This is a genomic window from Bradyrhizobium sp. YCK136 (assembly GCF_044570075.1).
In the GTDB taxonomy this organism is placed as follows: domain Bacteria; phylum Pseudomonadota; class Alphaproteobacteria; order Rhizobiales; family Xanthobacteraceae; genus Bradyrhizobium; species Bradyrhizobium diazoefficiens.
The window spans coordinates 5,200,999-5,217,692 of sequence record NZ_CP172424.1 but is presented as its reverse complement, the minus strand read 5'-3'; the positions used below and the strand labels follow the sequence as shown (position 1 = coordinate 5,217,692).

Annotated in this window: 13 protein-coding genes; 9 read left to right on the top strand and 4 right to left on the bottom strand. The window is 64.1% G+C overall.

Features of this window, described 5'->3' with window-relative positions; all coding sequences use genetic code 11:
* The first annotated feature begins 61 nt into the window (after nt 1-61).
* The 3 genes from kdsA to glsA are packed head-to-tail and all read left to right on the top strand — an operon-like array spanning nt 62 to nt 4,094.
* Nucleotides 62-910, top strand: coding sequence for a 3-deoxy-8-phosphooctulonate synthase (gene kdsA, locus ACFLEY_RS25580; protein WP_060912363.1), 849 nt, complete (start codon nt 62-64; stop codon nt 908-910).
* Complete coding sequence (locus tag ACFLEY_RS25575) at nt 910-2,253, top strand: MFS transporter (protein WP_249162919.1); 1,344 nt, start codon at nt 910-912, stop codon at nt 2,251-2,253. The genes kdsA and ACFLEY_RS25575 overlap by 1 nt, the downstream gene beginning before the upstream one ends.
* Complete coding sequence (gene glsA / locus ACFLEY_RS25570) at nt 2,220-4,094, top strand: glutaminase A (protein ID WP_060912362.1); 1,875 nt, start codon at nt 2,220-2,222, stop codon at nt 4,092-4,094. Before ACFLEY_RS25575 ends, glsA begins: the two co-directional genes overlap by 34 nt.
* A 10-nt stretch (nt 4,095-4,104) precedes the next feature.
* On the opposite strand, the gene ACFLEY_RS25565 is transcribed toward glsA, so the two are convergent.
* The 3 genes from ACFLEY_RS25565 to ACFLEY_RS25555 all read right to left on the bottom strand — a co-directional run bounded on the left by ACFLEY_RS25565 (nt 4,105) and on the right by ACFLEY_RS25555 (nt 6,411).
* On the bottom strand, nt 4,105-4,806 hold the full coding sequence (locus ACFLEY_RS25565) for an extracellular solute-binding protein (protein WP_373565287.1): 702 nt from the start codon (nt 4,804-4,806) through the stop codon (nt 4,105-4,107).
* Between the two features lie 123 nt (nt 4,807-4,929).
* On the bottom strand, nt 4,930-5,382 hold the full coding sequence (gene queF / locus ACFLEY_RS25560; RefSeq protein WP_060913110.1) for a preQ(1) synthase: 453 nt from the start codon (nt 5,380-5,382) through the stop codon (nt 4,930-4,932).
* A gap of 51 nt (nt 5,383-5,433) precedes the next feature.
* A complete protein-coding gene (locus tag ACFLEY_RS25555) occupies nt 5,434-6,411 on the bottom strand; it encodes a lyase (protein ID WP_060912360.1) in 978 nt (325 codons plus the stop codon).
* A 177-nt stretch (nt 6,412-6,588) separates the two neighbouring features.
* On the opposite strand from ACFLEY_RS25555, the gene eno reads away from it, so the two are divergent.
* From eno to ACFLEY_RS25535, 4 genes are all read left to right on the top strand, one after another.
* Complete coding sequence (eno, locus tag ACFLEY_RS25550) at nt 6,589-7,872, top strand: phosphopyruvate hydratase (protein ID WP_060912359.1); 1,284 nt, start codon at nt 6,589-6,591, stop codon at nt 7,870-7,872.
* Nucleotides 7,873-8,080: 208 nt separating this feature from the next.
* A complete protein-coding gene (locus tag ACFLEY_RS25545) occupies nt 8,081-11,521 on the top strand; it encodes a hypothetical protein (RefSeq protein WP_060912358.1) in 3,441 nt (1,146 codons plus the stop codon).
* Nucleotides 11,522-11,611: 90 nt separating this feature from the next.
* Entirely contained in the window at nt 11,612-12,367 is a 756-nt protein-coding gene (locus ACFLEY_RS25540; RefSeq protein ID WP_011087560.1) for a hypothetical protein, read from the top strand.
* Nucleotides 12,368-12,521: 154 nt separating this feature from the next.
* The gene (locus ACFLEY_RS25535; protein ID WP_011087559.1) at nt 12,522-13,658 is read left to right on the top strand and encodes a zinc-binding dehydrogenase; all 1,137 of its coding nucleotides are present in this window, start codon (nt 12,522-12,524) and stop codon (nt 13,656-13,658) included.
* A 29-nt stretch (nt 13,659-13,687) separates the two neighbouring features.
* Here the strand turns inward: ACFLEY_RS25535 and ACFLEY_RS25530 are convergent, their stop codons facing one another.
* Nucleotides 13,688-14,425 (bottom strand): SDR family oxidoreductase, encoded by a 738-nt coding sequence (locus ACFLEY_RS25530; protein WP_060912357.1) that lies wholly within the window; start codon nt 14,423-14,425, stop codon nt 13,688-13,690.
* A gap of 9 nt (nt 14,426-14,434) precedes the next feature.
* On the opposite strand from ACFLEY_RS25530, the gene ACFLEY_RS25525 reads away from it, so the two are divergent.
* The gene (locus tag ACFLEY_RS25525) at nt 14,435-15,502 is read left to right on the top strand and encodes an AraC family transcriptional regulator (RefSeq protein WP_396604239.1); all 1,068 of its coding nucleotides are present in this window, start codon (nt 14,435-14,437) and stop codon (nt 15,500-15,502) included.
* 109 nt (nt 15,503-15,611) lie between these two features.
* On the top strand, nt 15,612-16,610 hold the full coding sequence (locus tag ACFLEY_RS25520) for an MBL fold metallo-hydrolase (RefSeq protein ID WP_060912356.1): 999 nt from the start codon (nt 15,612-15,614) through the stop codon (nt 16,608-16,610).
* Nucleotides 16,611-16,694: the final 84 nt, after the last annotated feature.

Here is a 16,694-nt window from a genome sequence, read left to right as displayed (position 1 = left end):
CCGATTGGGGTTGATCCGACCCCGATGGCGGCTATGGTCGCGCCGAAACGAGGGATTTGCCTTGAGCTCTTCGACGTCAGCGGCGCCGGTCGTCACCATTGGCAGGGTCAAGTTCGGCAATGATCTGCCGATTTCGATCATTGCCGGGCCTTGCCAGCTCGAAAGCCGCCAGCATGCGCTGGAGGTGGCCTCCGCGCTGAAGGAGATCGCCGCGCGGCTGAACATCGGTCTCGTCTACAAGACCTCGTTCGACAAGGCCAACCGCACCAGCGCGTCGGCGGCGCGCGGGCTCGGGCTCGCGCAGTCGCTGCCGATCTTCGCCGAGATCCGCGCCTCGCTCGGCCTGCCGGTGCTGACCGACGTGCACGAAGCCACGCAATGCGCCGAGGTGGCGCAGGCCGTGGACATCCTGCAGATCCCGGCCTTCCTGTGCCGGCAGACCGACCTGCTGCTGGCGGCGGCCGCGACCGGCAAGGTTGTCAACGTCAAGAAGGGCCAGTTCCTGGCGCCCTGGGACATGGCGAACGTCGTCACCAAGATCACGAGCGCGAACAATCCGAATGTGCTCGTCACCGAGCGCGGCGCCTCCTTCGGCTACAACACACTGGTATCCGACATGCGCGCGCTGCCGATCCTGGCGCGCACCACCGGCGCACCCGTGATCTTCGACGCGACCCATTCGGTGCAGCAGCCGGGCGGGAAGGGGACGTCCTCCGGCGGCGAGCGCGAATTCGTGCCGGTACTGGCGCGCGCGGCGGTCGCGGTCGGTGTCGCCGGCGTCTTCATCGAGACCCATCCCGATCCCGATAGCGCGCCTTCCGACGGCCCCAACATGGTGCCGCTACGCGAATTCGAAGGCCTGATCGCTAAGCTGATGGCGTTCGACGCGCTCGCAAAGAACCCGCGCTGATGCAGCACGGCGAGGCGCGGCCGCACGATCACGGTCTGCCGGCCGCGCTCTACGTCATCTCCGGCGCCAGCTTCGCCGCGGCGTTGTCGGCGCGTGCGCTCGACCCGGTGCTGCCGCACGTCGCCGAGGATTTTGGCGTCAGCATCGCGACCGCCGCGGGCTTTGCCGCGGTGTTCGCTTTCACCTTCTCGATCATCCAGCCGATCGTCGGCGCCGCCGCCGATCTGTTCGGCAAGACGCGGCTGATGATCGGCTGCCTCGCGCTGCTCGGGCTTGCCAATATTCTCGGTGCGCTCTCGACCTCGTTCTCGGTTCTGTTTGCGACCCGCATCCTTGCCGGCATCGGCTCGGGCGGCGTGTTTCCGGTGGCGCTCAGCCTGACCAGCGATCTGGTCGGTCCGGAGAAGCGGCAGGTCGCGATCAGCCGCACGCTCGCCGGCGCCATGACCGGCAATCTGCTCGGTGCCTCGGCCTCCGGCCTGATCGGCGATTTCCTCGGCTGGCGCGGCGTGCTGGCGGTGCTCGGCGTGCTCGTGATCGTTGCATCGATCGCGGTTGCCGCCGGCTTTCGCGGCGCCAAGGTCAAGCATCCGCCGAAGACGAGCCTGTCGGCGCTGAAGGCCGGCTATCGCACCATCTTCACCAACCCCAACGCCTATGTGTGCTACTCGGCCGTGTTCGTCGAAGGCTGCTGCGTGCTCGGCCTGTTTCCCTATATAGCCTCGTTCCTGTTCGAGCTCGGCCAGACCTCGCTCTCGATCGCCGGCATCGTCATCGCGGGCTTCGCGGTCGGCGGCCTTTTCTACACGCTGACGGTGTCGCGCCTGCTGCCGTGGCTCGGCATGAAGGGAATGATGATCGCGGGCATGACGCTGGTGGCCTCGCAGCTCGTCGCCGTGGCCTTCGGTCCGCGCTGGGAGGTGCAGGCGCTGAATCTCATCGTCATGGGCTGGGGCTTCTACATCGCCCATGGCTGTCTCCAGGTGTTCGCCAGCGAGCTCTCGGTCGAGGCGCGCGCCACCGCGCTGTCGCTGCATTCGTTCTTCTTCTTCATGGGACAGACGGTCGGGCCGCTCGCCTACGGCTTCGGCCTGCAACACGGCGGCAAGATGCCGACGCTGTTCGTGAGCGCCGCGATCATGGTGGTCCTCGGCATCATTTGCGCCCGGCTGCTCAAGCCGCGTGCACCAGCCGACGCGCGTGAGATTTTATTCGGCCCTAAGGGGGGATCGCCCCACCACGACACCGTCGGCTCCGTATACATGGCACACGAATTGCTTTTATTCTGGGCAAACCGAGGTGTGAGACCGTGGACGCCCAGCCCATCCGTTTGCCCAGCGTAGCCGGCGCGACCCGGTCGGCCGGATATCCCACCAGGCCGCCACTGCGGCGTTTCCTGACCGATTGCCACGAGGAGTTCAGGGGCGACGGTTCGGGCGAGCTTGCCGATTACATTCCCGAGCTGAAGCGCGCCAACCCCGATCATTTCGGCATCGCGCTCGTCACCATCGACGGCCATGTCTACGAGGTCGGCGACAGCGCGGTGCCGTTCACTATCCAGTCGGTCTCGAAGGCCTTCGTGTTAGCGCTGGCGCTGGAGACGGTGGGCGAGGAGCGCGTCTCGGCCACCATCGGCGTCGAGCCGAGCGGCGAAGCCTTCAATTCGATCCGGCTCACCAACGACAACCGTCCCTTCAACCCGATGGTCAATGCCGGTGCGATTGCCTGCTCGGGCCTGATCTACGAGGTGGACGGCAAGGGTGCTTTCGAGCGTGTCCGCTCAAAACTCAGCGAGTTCGCCGGGCGCGAGCTCGGCGTCGACGAGGCCGTGCATGCCTCGGAGACCGCGACCGGCAACCGCAACCGCGCGATCGCGTGGCTGCTCCGCAATTACGCGGTGCTGCCGGATGACGTCGACGCGGTGCTCGACGTCTATTTCCGCCAATGCGCGATCCTGGTGACGGCGCGCGATCTGGCGGTGATGGCGGCAACTCTCGCCAATCGCGGCATCAATCCGGTGACGGGCGCGCAGGTGATCACGCCGCACATCGTCGCCCGCACGCTGTCGGTGATGACGAGCTCGGGCATGTACGACTATGCCGGCGAGTGGACCTATCGCGTCGGCATCCCCGCCAAGAGCGGCGTCGGCGGCGGCATCGTCGCGGCGCTGCCCTCGCAACTGGGACTGGGCACCTTCTCGCCGCTGCTCGACAATCACTTCAACAGCGTGCGCGGCCTGAAGGTCTGCGAGGCACTGTCGGCGCGGTTCGACCTGCACATGCTCAACCGCAATGCCGACGTCCGCACCAGCGTCATGGCGGATTACGACGTCTACGGCATCTCCTCGCGCCGCAGCCGCCAGCCGCACGAGCAGCAGATTCTTGACGAGCGTCACAGCGACATCCGCATCCTCGAGCTCGTCGGCGCGCTGAATTTCGGCACCATCGATTACGTCACGCGAAGACTGACCAGTGAGCCGCCGAACGCGCCGCTGTTGATCATCGATTTCCGCCGCGTGCCCGACATCACCGCGGCCGGTGCGGAGCTTCTGGGCGAGACGCTGACGGCGCTCGGCAATGCCAACGTCACCACGATTCTGTCCGGCCTCGAGGAGGCCTCCGCGGTCTGGGCCGCGATCGCCGCGCGCACGGGGGATCCACGCCGGCTGCGCCGCTTCGCGCTGCTCGACGATGCCATCGAATGGGCCGAGGACCAGGTGATCTATCGCTTCGGCGGCTTCACCGACGTGAAGGAGAGCGCGCATCTCGGCGAGCAGGCCTTGCTGGCCGAGCTCGACACCGACGAGATCGCCGCCATCGTCAAACTCTCGACCACACGGCACTACACGGCCGGCCAGCGCGTCATCGCCGCCGGCGCGCCCGCCAATTCGCTGTTCTTCCTCCAGAGCGGCATGGTCAGCGTGAAGCTGCGGAGCGGCGTTCGACTGGCCTCGCTCGGTCCCGGCATGGAGTTCGGTGAGATGGCGATCCTGGAGCGAACCCGCAGCGCCGACGTGTTTGCCGATACGCCCGTTGCCTGCCTCGAACTGCCGCTCGACAGCTTTGCCGATTACCGCCGGTTGCACCCGGAGACCGCGCTGAAGATCATGCGCAACCTCGCCGCAATCCTGGCGCGGCGGCTGGTGGCGGCCAATGCCAAGGTCGACCTGCTGAGCGCGTATTAGGAGGGCGGGCCTAATTCGCTCCACCGGCAGCGATCGGCTCCATGCCGCTCGCAATGATCGTGTCGCGAGCAGCGGGGGAGGCGAGGAACTTGATCAAGGCCCGGCCAGCATCGGGCTCCTTCGAAACGGTCGCGATGCCGGCTGAGAAGATCGTGATCTTCTGCAATTCGCTCGGCAGCAGTCCGACGATATCGATGCCCTTCACCGGCTTCAGTTCGCTGATCTGCTGAAAGCCCAGTTCGGCCTCGCCATGCGCGACGATCTCGCCGACCGGCGTGGCCGGAATCTTGCGCGCCTTGTCCTTCATGACATCGGCAATGCCAAGCTTGTCGAACATCTCGGTCGAGACGTAGACGCCGCTGGCGCTGTCCGAATAGGCGATCGTCTTCGCCGCCAGCAGCGCACGCTTGACGGCTTCCACCGAGCTGATGTCCGGCTTCGGCGCGCCCGACTTGACGGCAATCCCGATCGGCGATCTGGTCAGATCGACCTGGCTGCCGGCAACGACCTTGCCCTTGCTGGCGAGGTCGTTGAGGGCATAGCCCACCATGATCAGGACATCGGCCGGCTCGCCCCGCTCCAGCCGGACCGGGATCGCATTGGTGGTGGTGCCCATCGAAGGCCCGAACGCGGTCAGCACCTTGTTCCCGGTGGCTTTCTCGAACTCCGGCACGAGCGCCTGATAGGCAGCCGTCAGACCGCCGGAAATCATCACCCGGACCTCGGCCGCGTCGGACGCGCCGGTCAGCCACAGGACGCCCAGAAGGCCCAAGGAAAGGTTCAGGACAAGGCCGCGAAATTTTTTGATGTCGATTTCATCGTCGTTGGTCTCCAGCTAGCCCCGCCCGCGATAGGGCGCGACGCCTTGCTCCGGCACCCACAGGCCCTTCGGCACGCGACCGGCCTGCCAGAACACGTCGATCGGGATGCCGCCGCGCGGATACCAGTAGCCGCCGATGCGGAGCCATTTCGGTTTGATCTCCGAGGCGATGCGCTTGCCGATCATCACGGTGCAATCCTCGTGGAAGGCGCCGTGATTGCGGAAGCTCGCGATGTAGAGTTTCAGCGATTTCGACTCCAGCAGCCATGGGCCGGGTGCGTAGTCGATCATCAGATGCGCGAAATCCGGTTGTCCTGTGACCGGGCACAGCGAGGTGAATTCCGGCACGGTGAAGCGCACCAGATAGTCGGTGCCCTTTTGCGGATTGGGCACGCGGTCGAGCTGGGCTTCTTCCGGTGTGTGCGGCCATTCGACCGCGCGGCCGAGCTGGAGGGATTTTTTCGCCATCGTCGTCACATCCTTTTGCGGATGCCGGGATGGACGCAATTGAAGCTGCCGTCAACCGGTCGCGATTGTCTGGATCATGACGATGCGGTCGTTGCCGGACTCGCAGCCCCAGAGCTCGCCCGGCCTGCCGTCGAGCTGGCGCACGTTGGCATTCGGCTTGTCGCTGGCGAAGACGTTGAATTTTTCGGTCATGGGATCGAAGCGGACGATGGCATTGGCGGAAAAATCGGTCAACCAGACCTTGTCCTTGTCGTCGACATAGACGGCGTAGGTGCGGGGGCGCTCGCCCGGCAGCTTCCAGGTCTTCCAGGATACGTCAGCGGGATCGTGCACCGAGACATGGCCGCTGTTCCATTCGCTGACCCAGATCCGGCTCTTCGAATCCGACCAGACGCGCCGCGATCCCTGGTTCGGCGTTGGCGGCTCGACCACATTGGCGTTGCCGGTCGCAAGATCGATCTTCGCGATATAGCTGCCGGCGAGCGAGGCGTACCAGACGTCGCCCTTGGGCGTCACGGTGATGCCGTAGGGGCCAACGCCCTTGGGCGCCCGGAACACGTCCATCTCGCCAGACTTCGGCTTGAGCCGGCCGTAATAGCCGGACTGTCCGGTGAACCAGTAGGTGCCGTCATTGTCGAACACGCCGGTATTGAGATTGGCGGAGGCGAATTTCTCCGGCAGGCGGAACAGCGTGACCTTGAGATCGCCGGGATCGACCCGCGCGATCGCGTTCTGGCCGCCCTCGGTGATCCAGGGCGCGCCATCGGGACCGATCGTCACGCCGTGCGGCGCGGCGCCCTGGCCGAGGCTGACGGTCTTGAAGGTGCCATCCTTCGGATCGAGCCTGCCGAGCATGCCCTTGCCCTGCGCGGTGAACCAGACCGTGCCGTCGGGGGCTGGCGCGAGGTCGTGCAGGCCGATCCCGGCATTGATGGGGAAATATTTTGTCCGGAACGGGCCCTCCTGAGCAAAAGATGGGCGAACGGCGAGGAGGGCGGCGCTGGAAGCAAGAAACTGGCGGCGATTCATGGCGTTACCCCGACTGTCTAGGATTGAGGATGGACGCGCAGACCCAGTGTTCTCAAGCTTAGTCTTGGGGAATTCACGCGTCAGTCGAAGCTCGCCGTCCAAGCGTTCACATTTGCTTGCGCTCCGTGTAAGACCCGCGGCGAACCGATCAAACCTAACGAACGGAAGTGCAACATCATGACCGCCATCATCGACATCATCGGCCGCGAAATCCTCGACAGCCGTGGCAATCCCACCGTCGAGGTCGACGTCGTGCTGGAAGATGGCGCGCTCGGCCGCGCCGCCGTGCCCTCAGGCGCCTCCACCGGCGCCCATGAGGCGGCGGAACTGCGCGACGGCGACAAGGCCCGCTATCTCGGCAAGGGCGTCACCAAGGCGGTCGGCGCCGTCAACGGCGAGATCTTCGAGGCCTTGAGCGGCCTCGATGTCGAGCAGCAGGTCCAGATCGACCAGATCATGATCGACCTCGACGGCACCCCGAACAAGAGCCGCCTTGGTGCCAATGCCATCCTCGGCGTGTCGCTCGCCTGCGCCAAGGCGGCTGCGAACTCGCTCGACATGCCGCTCTACCGTTACGTCGGCGGCACCTCGGCGCGGCTGTTGCCGGTGCCGATGATGAACATCATCAACGGCGGCGTGCATGCCGACAACCCGATCGACTTCCAGGAGTTCATGATCCTGCCCGTCGGCGCGTCGAGCTTTGCCGAGGGCCTGCGTTACGGCGCGGAGGTTTTCCACACGCTGAAGTCGGAGCTGAAGAAGGCCGGCCACAACACCAATGTCGGCGACGAAGGCGGCTTTGCCCCGAACCTGCCGTCGGCGGACGCCGCGCTCGAATTCGTCATGAACGCGATCGGCAAGGCCGGCTTCAAGGCGGGCTGTGACATCGTGATCGGCCTCGACTGCGCCTCGACCGAGTTCTTCAAGGACGGCAAGTACGTCTATGAAGGCGAGGGCAAGACCCGTTCGATCTCCGAGCAGGCCAAGTACCTTGCCGACCTCGTTGCGCGCTATCCGATCGTGACCATCGAGGACGGCATGTCGGAAGACGACATGGACGGCTGGAAGGAGCTCACCGACCTCATCGGCAAGAAGTGCCAGCTCGTCGGCGACGATCTGTTCGTCACCAACGTCAAGCGCCTCGCCGAAGGCATCAAGGCGGGCCGGGCCAACTCGATCCTGATCAAGGTCAACCAGATCGGCACGCTGACCGAGACGCTCGCCGCCGTCGAAATGGCGCACAAGGCGGGCTACACCTCTGTGATGTCGCACCGCTCCGGCGAGACCGAGGATTCCACCATCGCCGACCTCGCCGTCGCCACCAACTGCGGTCAGATCAAGACCGGCTCCCTCGCGCGTTCCGACCGCACCGCCAAATACAACCAGCTCCTGCGCATCGAGCAGCAGCTCGGCAAGCAGGCGCTCTATGGCGGCAAGGCGGCACTGAAGGCGCTGGCCTAACGTGCCTCGCCAAGCCAATTCTCCGGCGTCACGTTAGCTTGATCGACGCTCAGTCGCATGCGCGTTGACGCCGGATGGTTGTCGTGATGTGCTCATACACCTTAAAGGTGAGGCTCTTTCTTTATTTCATTTTCTAGCAATTTGACGTTCCGCGCGCGTCAGGCGCGGAAGCGCCGGTGCTTTGCCTCGCCCAACGCGGAGCGCCAAAATGACCAGATTGCGAGCAACCCGAGCCGTCAGCACGGATGGAACCGTTACCGTTCAGGCCAGCGGTCAATTGATGGACGACTACGTCTACGCCACCGATCTGACCGGCGAGACGGATCTGACGGCGATACAACAGGCCGACGGCAGTTACAGCCTGCTTTACCTCGGAGCGACCGGCAACATCATGTCGCTGCGCCGGGACCCTGACAGCGATACGGGCTGGAGCGAGGAGGTGGTCGATGCCACCCTTCAGCCGAGCCAGGTTGTCGGCGGCATCGATGCCAGCGGCAGGTTCACGGTCTTTGCCATCGGCTCGAATGCGGCGGCGCCCGATGTTTATGTCATGACGCGCCAGAGCGGGGGAAGCTGGAGCGCGCCGCAGCCGATCGCACCGGACGGCTCGGTGCCTGTATTCATGCAGGCCAGCAAGCTTGCGGCCTTTGCAATCGCGGGCAAGCTCGAACTGTTCGCGTTGCTCAGCCCCTCGCCGGGGTCCAACGGCCAGTCCAGCCTGTGGCGTATCGGCTGGGATGCTGCCGCTCCGAGCTGGCAGTACATCGCCGATACCGACCAGACCATCATCGAGAGCTGCACCGTCGCGGACATCGATTGTCTCTTGTTCGCGAACACCGCCGAGGCGACGCCCGTCGCGCTGGATCTGTTCACCGTGGCGGCTCCCTTCACGGCAACGGCAACATTACTGGCGGCAAACATCGTATTCCGCTCGCTGGCCGTTGGTTCGCAGGCGGACAACAATTCGGCGGTGTTCATTGCCGATCCCGGTGACATGACCGATCGGCCGCAGATCCAGTATCTCGACGGTGGCAATCCGGACGCCGGCTTCGTGGTCGTGGATTCCACGATCAAGGCGACCGCGCTGGCGGTTGCGAGCGCCGGCGCCAATCCATTGGCGCTGTTTGCGCTCGATGACAGCGGCTCGCTGCAATTCATCGCGACGCCGCCGTCGGACACCAAATTCGACTTCTTCCTTCGCCTGAGGAACATCCTGACTGCGCGGGGGACGGAGGGCGATGCGGAGCTGGTTGGTTACGTGCCCACAAAGGGCCTGATGCGGATGTGGCAGAGTCCGCCGGACGATCCGGCTTCGCCTGACGGCAGCAAGGGCGGCTGGAATCAGGAGCCGATTCAGTATCCGCCGCTGACCCGCAAGCTCGTCGAGCAGAAGACCTATTCGACGACGCTGACTTTCTATGACGCGAAGGGCGTGACCCTTTCCAACGCCAAGGTCGCGCTGAAATCGACCGAGATCGTGAGCGCCTCGATCGCCGGGCAGGTCGTGACCCTTGGTCCGGCGCGGGCCCTGACGTTCACGACCGATGCGTCCGGCCGCCTGCGGGTCACGACGGAGACGCGGTCGCTGAATGCCGCGGGGCTGAGCGCCAGGCTGCCGGACCTGATGATGGACGGCGGCGATTTCGCGGTGACGCCCAATTATGATGTGCAGGAACGGCTGCGCAACATCACGACAGCCCAGGTCAAGCAGCTCGTGCCGAGCGAGTTCGCCGGCGATGCCGATCAAATCCGGCTGGCCGTCACGGAAGCGATGGCCAACATCCATGACGGGCCGGTCGCGTTGGTGCGGGCGCGCATCAATGCCAGGGACGACCTTCGGCTGCCGCTGCCGATGCGCGCGCAGCCCCGGCAGCCCTTTCGCTTCACCGTTGCCGGCGGGCGGGCCGTCTTCAAGACTCTCACCGATGCGGAGGCGGACGCCGCCATCGCCGAGATCGCGGCGTTGCGCACCAGTCCGGATTTTGGACTCCTCGACTTCTTCGAGGACGCGATCGAGGCGATCGGCAATGCGTTCGAGACCGCGGTCGATGCGGTGTACGACTACGTCATCAAGCCGATCGCCTCCGGTTTCGAACTCGCCATCAACTGGGTGGCGGACAAGCTCAAGATCGTCTGGAACGGCATCGTCGACACCGTGGAAAGCGCGTTCCGCTTCGTGGAAACCGTCTTCAACGCGGTCAGGACGTTCTTCGTCGGGCTCTACAATTTCTTTGCCTGGCTGTTGAGCGATGCGCGCAAGGACATCTGGGCCACCAAGCGGAAGTTCGAGCGGATATTCAGCCAGGGTCTGGTTTCGCTCGCAGGCTTTGCCGCCGACGGCGGCAGGGTCAGTCACAGCTTCTTTGAGACCATGGAAGGTACCGTCAAGCAGGCCTTTGCGGGGATCGAGAAGGATCTCGGCAAGATCGATGCGGATGACGGGATGGATGCGCCGTCCGGCGTGAGCACGTTTCTCGAAATCATCGAGGACAGCGCAAGCGTCGCCAACTGGCTGATGGACAAGGTTTCGTTCGGCAGCCTCATCAGCCTTGGCATCAATATCCCGTCGGCGATGGTGCAGGATGCGATGGCTCTCATCTCGCGGGTCCAGTCGACATTCGCCACCGAGATCGCGAAGCTCATCCAGGCAAGCATGAAACGCTTGCGGGCGCTGGCAACCAGCACGTCGGAGTTCGGCAAGGTGCTGCTCGCCACGATCCTCGGCGAGGTGAAAGACCTGATCCTGGCCGTTCTGCGCGTCCTCGATGGACTGGTTCAATCCGTTTTGAACTTCTTCGCCAAGGATCTCGTCGCGCTCAACACCGCAGTGTTCGGCGCCTCCATCAATAACTTCGTCATTCAGGCGCTCTACGATCTGATCAACCCGGGGTCTTCGGAGGGGCTGACCGTCGTCGGCCTCGGCTCGTTGCTCTGCGCTTTCGTTGCGACCGCGCTCTATCGCATCATCTTCGAGGATTCTCCGTTCTCGCTCGAACAAGCCGAGCAGGGCGTTGCGTCGAGCAAGAAGGAGATCGGCGTTCTGCTGATCCTGTCCGGCCTCGTTCAGGCGACGGTCTGGTGCGTCGCCGACGTCGGGCTCGATGTCGGATTGTTCGACAACCCGCCTGCCTGGCAAGCGCTGGCCGTCGTGATTCTCGGCCCGACCTTGATCCAGTTTCTCGCCTGGCCCGGAGGCCCGTTCGCACGGCTCGCGTTCGACACGCCGGTCAACAAGGCCACCTCGGCGGCCTGGCTGTCCGGGTTCGGCAATATCGCGTTCAAGTTCTTGTGGGGCATCGCCCGTAAGTTCAAGGATGGTCCGCGCGGCTCGTTCCCGGGATCTTGCGCACTGAGTGCCGGCGGCATCCTGTCCTTGGCGATGAATGCATGGATGCTCTTCGAGAAGGAAAGTGCGGGCACGGCGCGGGTGTCGGAATGGGTTGCCGGCGCCGCCGGGTCATTGTCGGCGATCGCAAAGCCGGCCAAGCACACGCTTGATCCGCTTGATGCCCGTATCTTCCTCGGCGTCGTGGATATCGTCAGCGACGTCAGCGCCGGAATCGCCAAGATCGTCCATGGCAAGGAGATCATCGATTCGGAGCAAGGGACGACGCTGACTGCAAGGCGCGTCTCGATGGGCTCGGCCTAGGTCACGGGCCGCGCGTCCGGAGGGACGCTCATACTGCTCGAATTTCGCAAACTGATTTTCACCCAGGCTGTTTCATCAGAGGATATTTTCATGCCCGCACTCTCGGATCCGACCTTGCAGACCAAAGGCAGGCTTACTGTCGGCCTCAACCTCGACAACAACGCATCGTACATCAGCAGCGGCGCGGTGAACGGACTGAAGGTGACGGCCGGAGCGCTTGCCTACGGGCCGCCCAACGAACCTCCGCCGCCGTGGAAGCCGGGCAAGCAATACTGGTCCGGAAACGGCACCGCGTTCGGCGCCCAGGGAATGGTCCCGACGACCTACGGCTACACTTACCAGGCCGGCATCTACCAGCCACTGTACATCAGCGACATGAGCAGCAATGCCGTGATGACCGGGAAGACCTATGTCTTCACGTTCTCGCTGGGAGCCGAATGGATTCAGCTCTACCTCAGGGTCACTGGCGGGCCCGACGGAGCTACGGTTTTGCCCGGCTTCGGACTTTGGAGCCTTGGCAGCAACCCGCACGCCTGGACCTACGTGACGCCAGAGGCCTTCACCGGCGAATGGATGATCGGGCTCCTCAGTCCGGCCTGCTTCAACATCGTGTGGCTTTCGGTTGAATATGCACCGCCCAAGGATTACGGCGGCGGTCTGCCGGAGGCGCGGCTATGCTTCAAGGTATCGGGGCTGTCGCCGACCAATGCATTTGCGTATTCGACGGATGTCGATCTCGGCGGCCCCCGTCCGCTGGGGCAGGACATGCCGATCGGACTTCAGCATCTGCATCCGCGCAGCCAGCCGCACATCCTGCAGCGCGAATCCGCCGTTCCCGTCGGCTAGGCTTCCTGTTCAATCAGTTGCTGCGCGGCGAGCCGGAACTTGGTAAGGAGGCCGCCTATCCGGGCGCGTCGCGCTGCAATGCCTGGGCCTGAGGCCATGAGTTGGTCGAGGGCCCAAGGCCTCGCTGACGCTCCTGCATCAAGGGAGGATCGACATGAGCGATGGCGAAACCGGACTGCAACTGCGTTCGCTGATCAAGAAGAGCGGCGAGCTGGAAATCTCGCTTCTCGACGTGCCGACCCCCGAGCCCGCCGAGGACGAGGTGGTCGTCCGCGTCGAGGCGGCGCCGATCAACCCGTCCGATCTCGGTCTGCTCGTCGGCGCGGCCGACATGAGCACGGCGAAGCTCTCCGGCACAAAGCAGGCGCCCGTCATCACCGCGAAAGTGCCTGACGGTGCGATGCGCGCGATGGGCGCGCGGCTCGACCAATCCCTGCCGGTCGGCAATGAAGGTGCCGGCGTCGTCATCAAGACCGGCTCGTCGGATGCCGCGAAGGCGCTGATGGGCAAGACGGTCGCGATGATCGGCGGCGCCATGTACTCGCAATACCGGACCCTGAAGGCGAGGGACTGCCAGCCATTGCCTGACGGCACGACGGCGGCGGAGGGCGCGTCCTGGTTCGTCAATCCGCTCACCGCGCTCGGCATGACCGAGACGATGCGGCGCGAAGGCCACAAGGCGCTGGTGCATACCGCTGCCGCCTCCAATCTCGGGCAGATGCTGAACAAGATCTGCATCAAGGACGGCATTCCGCTCGTCAACATCGTGCGCAGCAAGGAGCAGGCGGAGATCCTGAACAAGATCGGTGCCAAATACGTCGTCGATTCCAGCGTGCCGAGCTTCCTCGACGATCTCACGGCCGCGCTGGTCGAGACCGGCGCCACTATTGCCTTCGACGCCATCGGCGGTGGCAAGCTTGCCGGCGACATCCTCAACTGCATGGAAATCGCGATCAACAAGACCGCCAAGGAATACAGCCGCTACGGCTCCAGCGTGCACAAGCAGGTCTATGTCTACGGCGCGCTCGATATCCGCCCGATCGAACTGCCGCGCGGCTTCGGCATGGCCTGGGGCGTCGGCGGTTGGCTGCTGACCCCGTTCCTTCAGAAGATCGGTCCGGCCGACATCGGACGGCTGCGCCAGCGCGTCGTGAACGAATTGAAGACCACCTTCGCCAGCCACTACACCAAGGTGGTCTCGCTTCCCGAGGCGCTCGATCCCGCCAACATTGCGGTCTACGCCAAACGGGCCACCGGCGAAAAATTCCTCATCAACCCGAATAAGTCGTGACGAGCGATGGCGTCCAGGCCTGATCGAATTTATGCCTGAGCCGTGGGGCGAATAACGATCTCGCCGACGTCCACGCTATCCGGCTGCGCTATCGCGAAGGCCATCGCCTCCGCGATTGCGCTCGCCGGAATGGCCATCGCCTTCATGCTTGCCTGCCCTTGCTCCCGCAACGCGGAATCCGTCATGGAGGACGGCAGTTCGGTGTCGACATAACCGGGTGAGATGGTCGTCACGCGAAGGGACGGGCCGACCTCCTGACGAAGTCCTTCGGAAATCGCCCTGACGGCATTCTTGGACCCCGCATAGACGGCCATTGTCGGAACGATCTTGAGGCCGGCGGTCGACAGGGTGTTGACGAAATGGCCGAAGCCCTGACGACGGAACACGGGCAGGGCCGCGGCGATCCCGTAGAGCACGCCCTTCACGTTCACGTCGATCATGTCGTCCCAGTCGTCGACCCTCAGATCGTCCAGGCGCGAAATCGGGGCAATCCCCACATTGTTGATCAGGACGTCCAGCTTCCCGTATCGGTCCGTTGCCAGTCCGACGAGCCCGGCGACATCCTCGCGTTGCCTGACGTCGGTGACGAGGTACGACGCCTTTCCGCCCTTTGACGCGATGCTCGCGGCCAGCATTTCCAGCCGGTCGGCGCGCCGTGCGCCGAGGACCACGATGGCGCCACGTTCAGCGAGATGCCGGGCGGCGGCTGCGCCTATTCCGCTGCTGGCGCCCGTGATGGCGATGACTTTGCCTGCGATGCCCGTCATAGATGTTCCATGCAATTCGTTGCGATGAACTTCGCATCGAAAGCGAGGATGATCTATGCTCGAAGTGCTCGAAAATCGTCGAGATCGGATCAAGCCTTGGACACACCCCCAGATAGGCACGAGACCTCGGGTAACACCTCGGACCCTCTGTCTCAGGTCTTCTCGCTCCTGAACGTTCGCGCTGCGCGTTGCACGAGGTTCGAGGCGGGCGGCAATTGGTCGTATCGGTTCCCGGCCAAACCCGCCCTGAAGTTCGGCGCGGTCATCCGAGGTGATTGCTGGATCGATTTCGGTGACGAAGCCCATCATCGGCTTGTCACCGGCGACTGCTTTCTTCTGGCCAATGCACCAGCCTATGTTCTGGCCAACGACCAACGCCTTGCTCCCGAAGACGGTATAGCGGCGTTCGATTGGACGCAGTCGGATGTCGCGCGTCACGCGGGCAGCGATACCGTTCTGCTTGCCGGCAGTTTCGGTTTCGAAGCGTCGGACGCCGGATTGCTGCTCGATGCGCTCCCCCGCTTTCTGCTCATACCGTCGCGCAGCCCGTCGGCCCCCATCATTCATTCCACGCTTGGGATTCTCGACCTTGAAATCAGGGGGACGGGAATCGGAGCGGCAGTACTCACCGACAGGCTTGCCGACGTCCTGCTCGTCCAGGTGCTCCGCGCGGCGCTGGATCAGAGTGCCGGCGAGGGTTTTGGATGGATCAACGCGCTGGTCGATGCCAGGATCGGCAAGGCCATCAGGCTGATGCACGAAAACGCCGCTCACCCCTGGACCCTGGAAGCATTGGCCGACGCGATCGCCATGTCGCGATCCGCGTTTTCGAAGCGGTTTAAGTCGCTTGTGGGGTTGGCGCCGCTCGACTACCTGCTTCGATGGCAAATGCGGCTTGCACGCGATCAGCTACGACGTGGAGCGACCGTTTCGGCAACGGCCGCGCAGCTTGGATACTCGTCGGAGAGCGCCTTCGGACATGCCTTCAAGCGAGTCTACGGCCACGCACCGAAGCGGTACTGGCGCGGACAGGCCGCGGGCGAAAAATTCCCCAACGCCCCAAATAAATTATCGTGATCTGCGACGGCACCTCACCGAAGGAAGGTCTTGCCTTCTGAGCGAAGCGGGGGATTATTCCGCCGCTATTGAAAGCGGGACAACCGCAAGCAAAGAAGGGGACACTTCCATGACTGATCTGAATCGCCGCCACTTGCTGGCGGGCGCGGCCGCTGTGGGCGCGGCTGCCGTTACCGGGCTCGGACCGATCACTGCTCGTGCCTCAGTGCCGCCAAGCGGGACGCAGGCGCCGGGCTTCTACCGCTACAAGGTCGGCAGCCTTGAGTGTACCTCGATCAACGACGGCGCGCGCACCTTCCCGATGCCGGACAAGTTCGTCGTCAACGCGCCCAAGGACGAGGCGCTCGCGGCCGGCGAGGCGGCCTACATGCCGAAGGGTATGGTCACGGTGCCGTTCAACCCGCAGCTCATCAACACCGGCTCCAAGCTCGTCCTGATCGATGCCGGCAACGGCGCCACCAATCTCGAGCCCAGCAAGGGTGCGGTCGGCCGCACCCTGCAAAACCTCGCGGCCGCCGGCGTCGATCCCAAGAGCATCGACGTCGTGCTGCTCTCGCATCTGCATCCCGACCACACCAACGGCATTCGGCTCGCCGACGGCGCGCTCGCGTTCCCGAATGCGGAGATCATGGTGCCGGGCAAGGACTGGGAGTTCTGGACCAGCGAGGACAACGCCGCCAAGGCCGAGTCCAACGCGATGATGAAGAACTACTTCGCCAACGTGAAGAAGACCTTCGCCGGCCTCGAATCCAAGGTCACCAGGTACGAGTGGGGCAAGGAGGTCGCGCCCGGCATCACATCGATCGCGACGCCCGGCCATACGCCCGGCCACACCTCGTTTGCGGTTGCATCCGGCGATGCCAAGGTGCTGATCCAGTCCGATGTCACCAACATTCCGGAGTTCTTCCTGCGCAATCCGGACTGGCACGTGGTGTTCGACACCGATGCCGCGTTGGCGCAGCAGACGCGCCACAAATTCTACGACATGGCGGCGGCCGAGAAGGCGACCGTGATCGGCTTCCACTTCACCTTCCCCTCGGTCGGCCATGTCGAGAAGGACGGCGCCAAATATCGCCTGATCCCGTCGGCCTGGAATCCGACGATCTGATCGGGCTGGACGTTTGTGCGAAAGATCGGGCCGCCGCTTGGCGGCCTGATTGTTTTGGACGACGGTTTCAGAAACTCAATGTTT

Bases quoted from the DNA above. Each gene is read 5' to 3' on its own strand.
- eno (WP_060912359.1), top strand. From the start codon at position 6,589: ATGACCGCCATCATCGACATCATCGGCCGCGAAATCCTCGACAGCCGT.
- ACFLEY_RS25540 (WP_011087560.1), top strand. From the start codon at position 11,612: ATGCCCGCACTCTCGGATCCGACCTTGCAGACCAAAGGCAGGCTTACT.
- ACFLEY_RS25525 (WP_396604239.1), top strand. From the start codon at position 14,435: ATGCAATTCGTTGCGATGAACTTCGCATCGAAAGCGAGGATGATCTAT.
- ACFLEY_RS25530 (WP_060912357.1), bottom strand. From the start codon at position 14,425: ATGACGGGCATCGCAGGCAAAGTCATCGCCATCACGGGCGCCAGCAGC.
- ACFLEY_RS25565 (WP_373565287.1), bottom strand. From the start codon at position 4,806: ATGATTTCCGGCGGTCTGACGGCTGCCTATCAGGCGCTCGTGCCGGAG.
- ACFLEY_RS25555 (WP_060912360.1), bottom strand. From the start codon at position 6,411: ATGAATCGCCGCCAGTTTCTTGCTTCCAGCGCCGCCCTCCTCGCCGTT.
- ACFLEY_RS25545 (WP_060912358.1), top strand. From the start codon at position 8,081: ATGACCAGATTGCGAGCAACCCGAGCCGTCAGCACGGATGGAACCGTT.
- ACFLEY_RS25575 (WP_249162919.1), top strand. From the start codon at position 910: ATGCAGCACGGCGAGGCGCGGCCGCACGATCACGGTCTGCCGGCCGCG.
- queF (WP_060913110.1), bottom strand. From the start codon at position 5,382: ATGGCGAAAAAATCCCTCCAGCTCGGCCGCGCGGTCGAATGGCCGCAC.
- ACFLEY_RS25535 (WP_011087559.1), top strand. From the start codon at position 12,522: ATGAGCGATGGCGAAACCGGACTGCAACTGCGTTCGCTGATCAAGAAG.
- ACFLEY_RS25520 (WP_060912356.1), top strand. From the start codon at position 15,612: ATGACTGATCTGAATCGCCGCCACTTGCTGGCGGGCGCGGCCGCTGTG.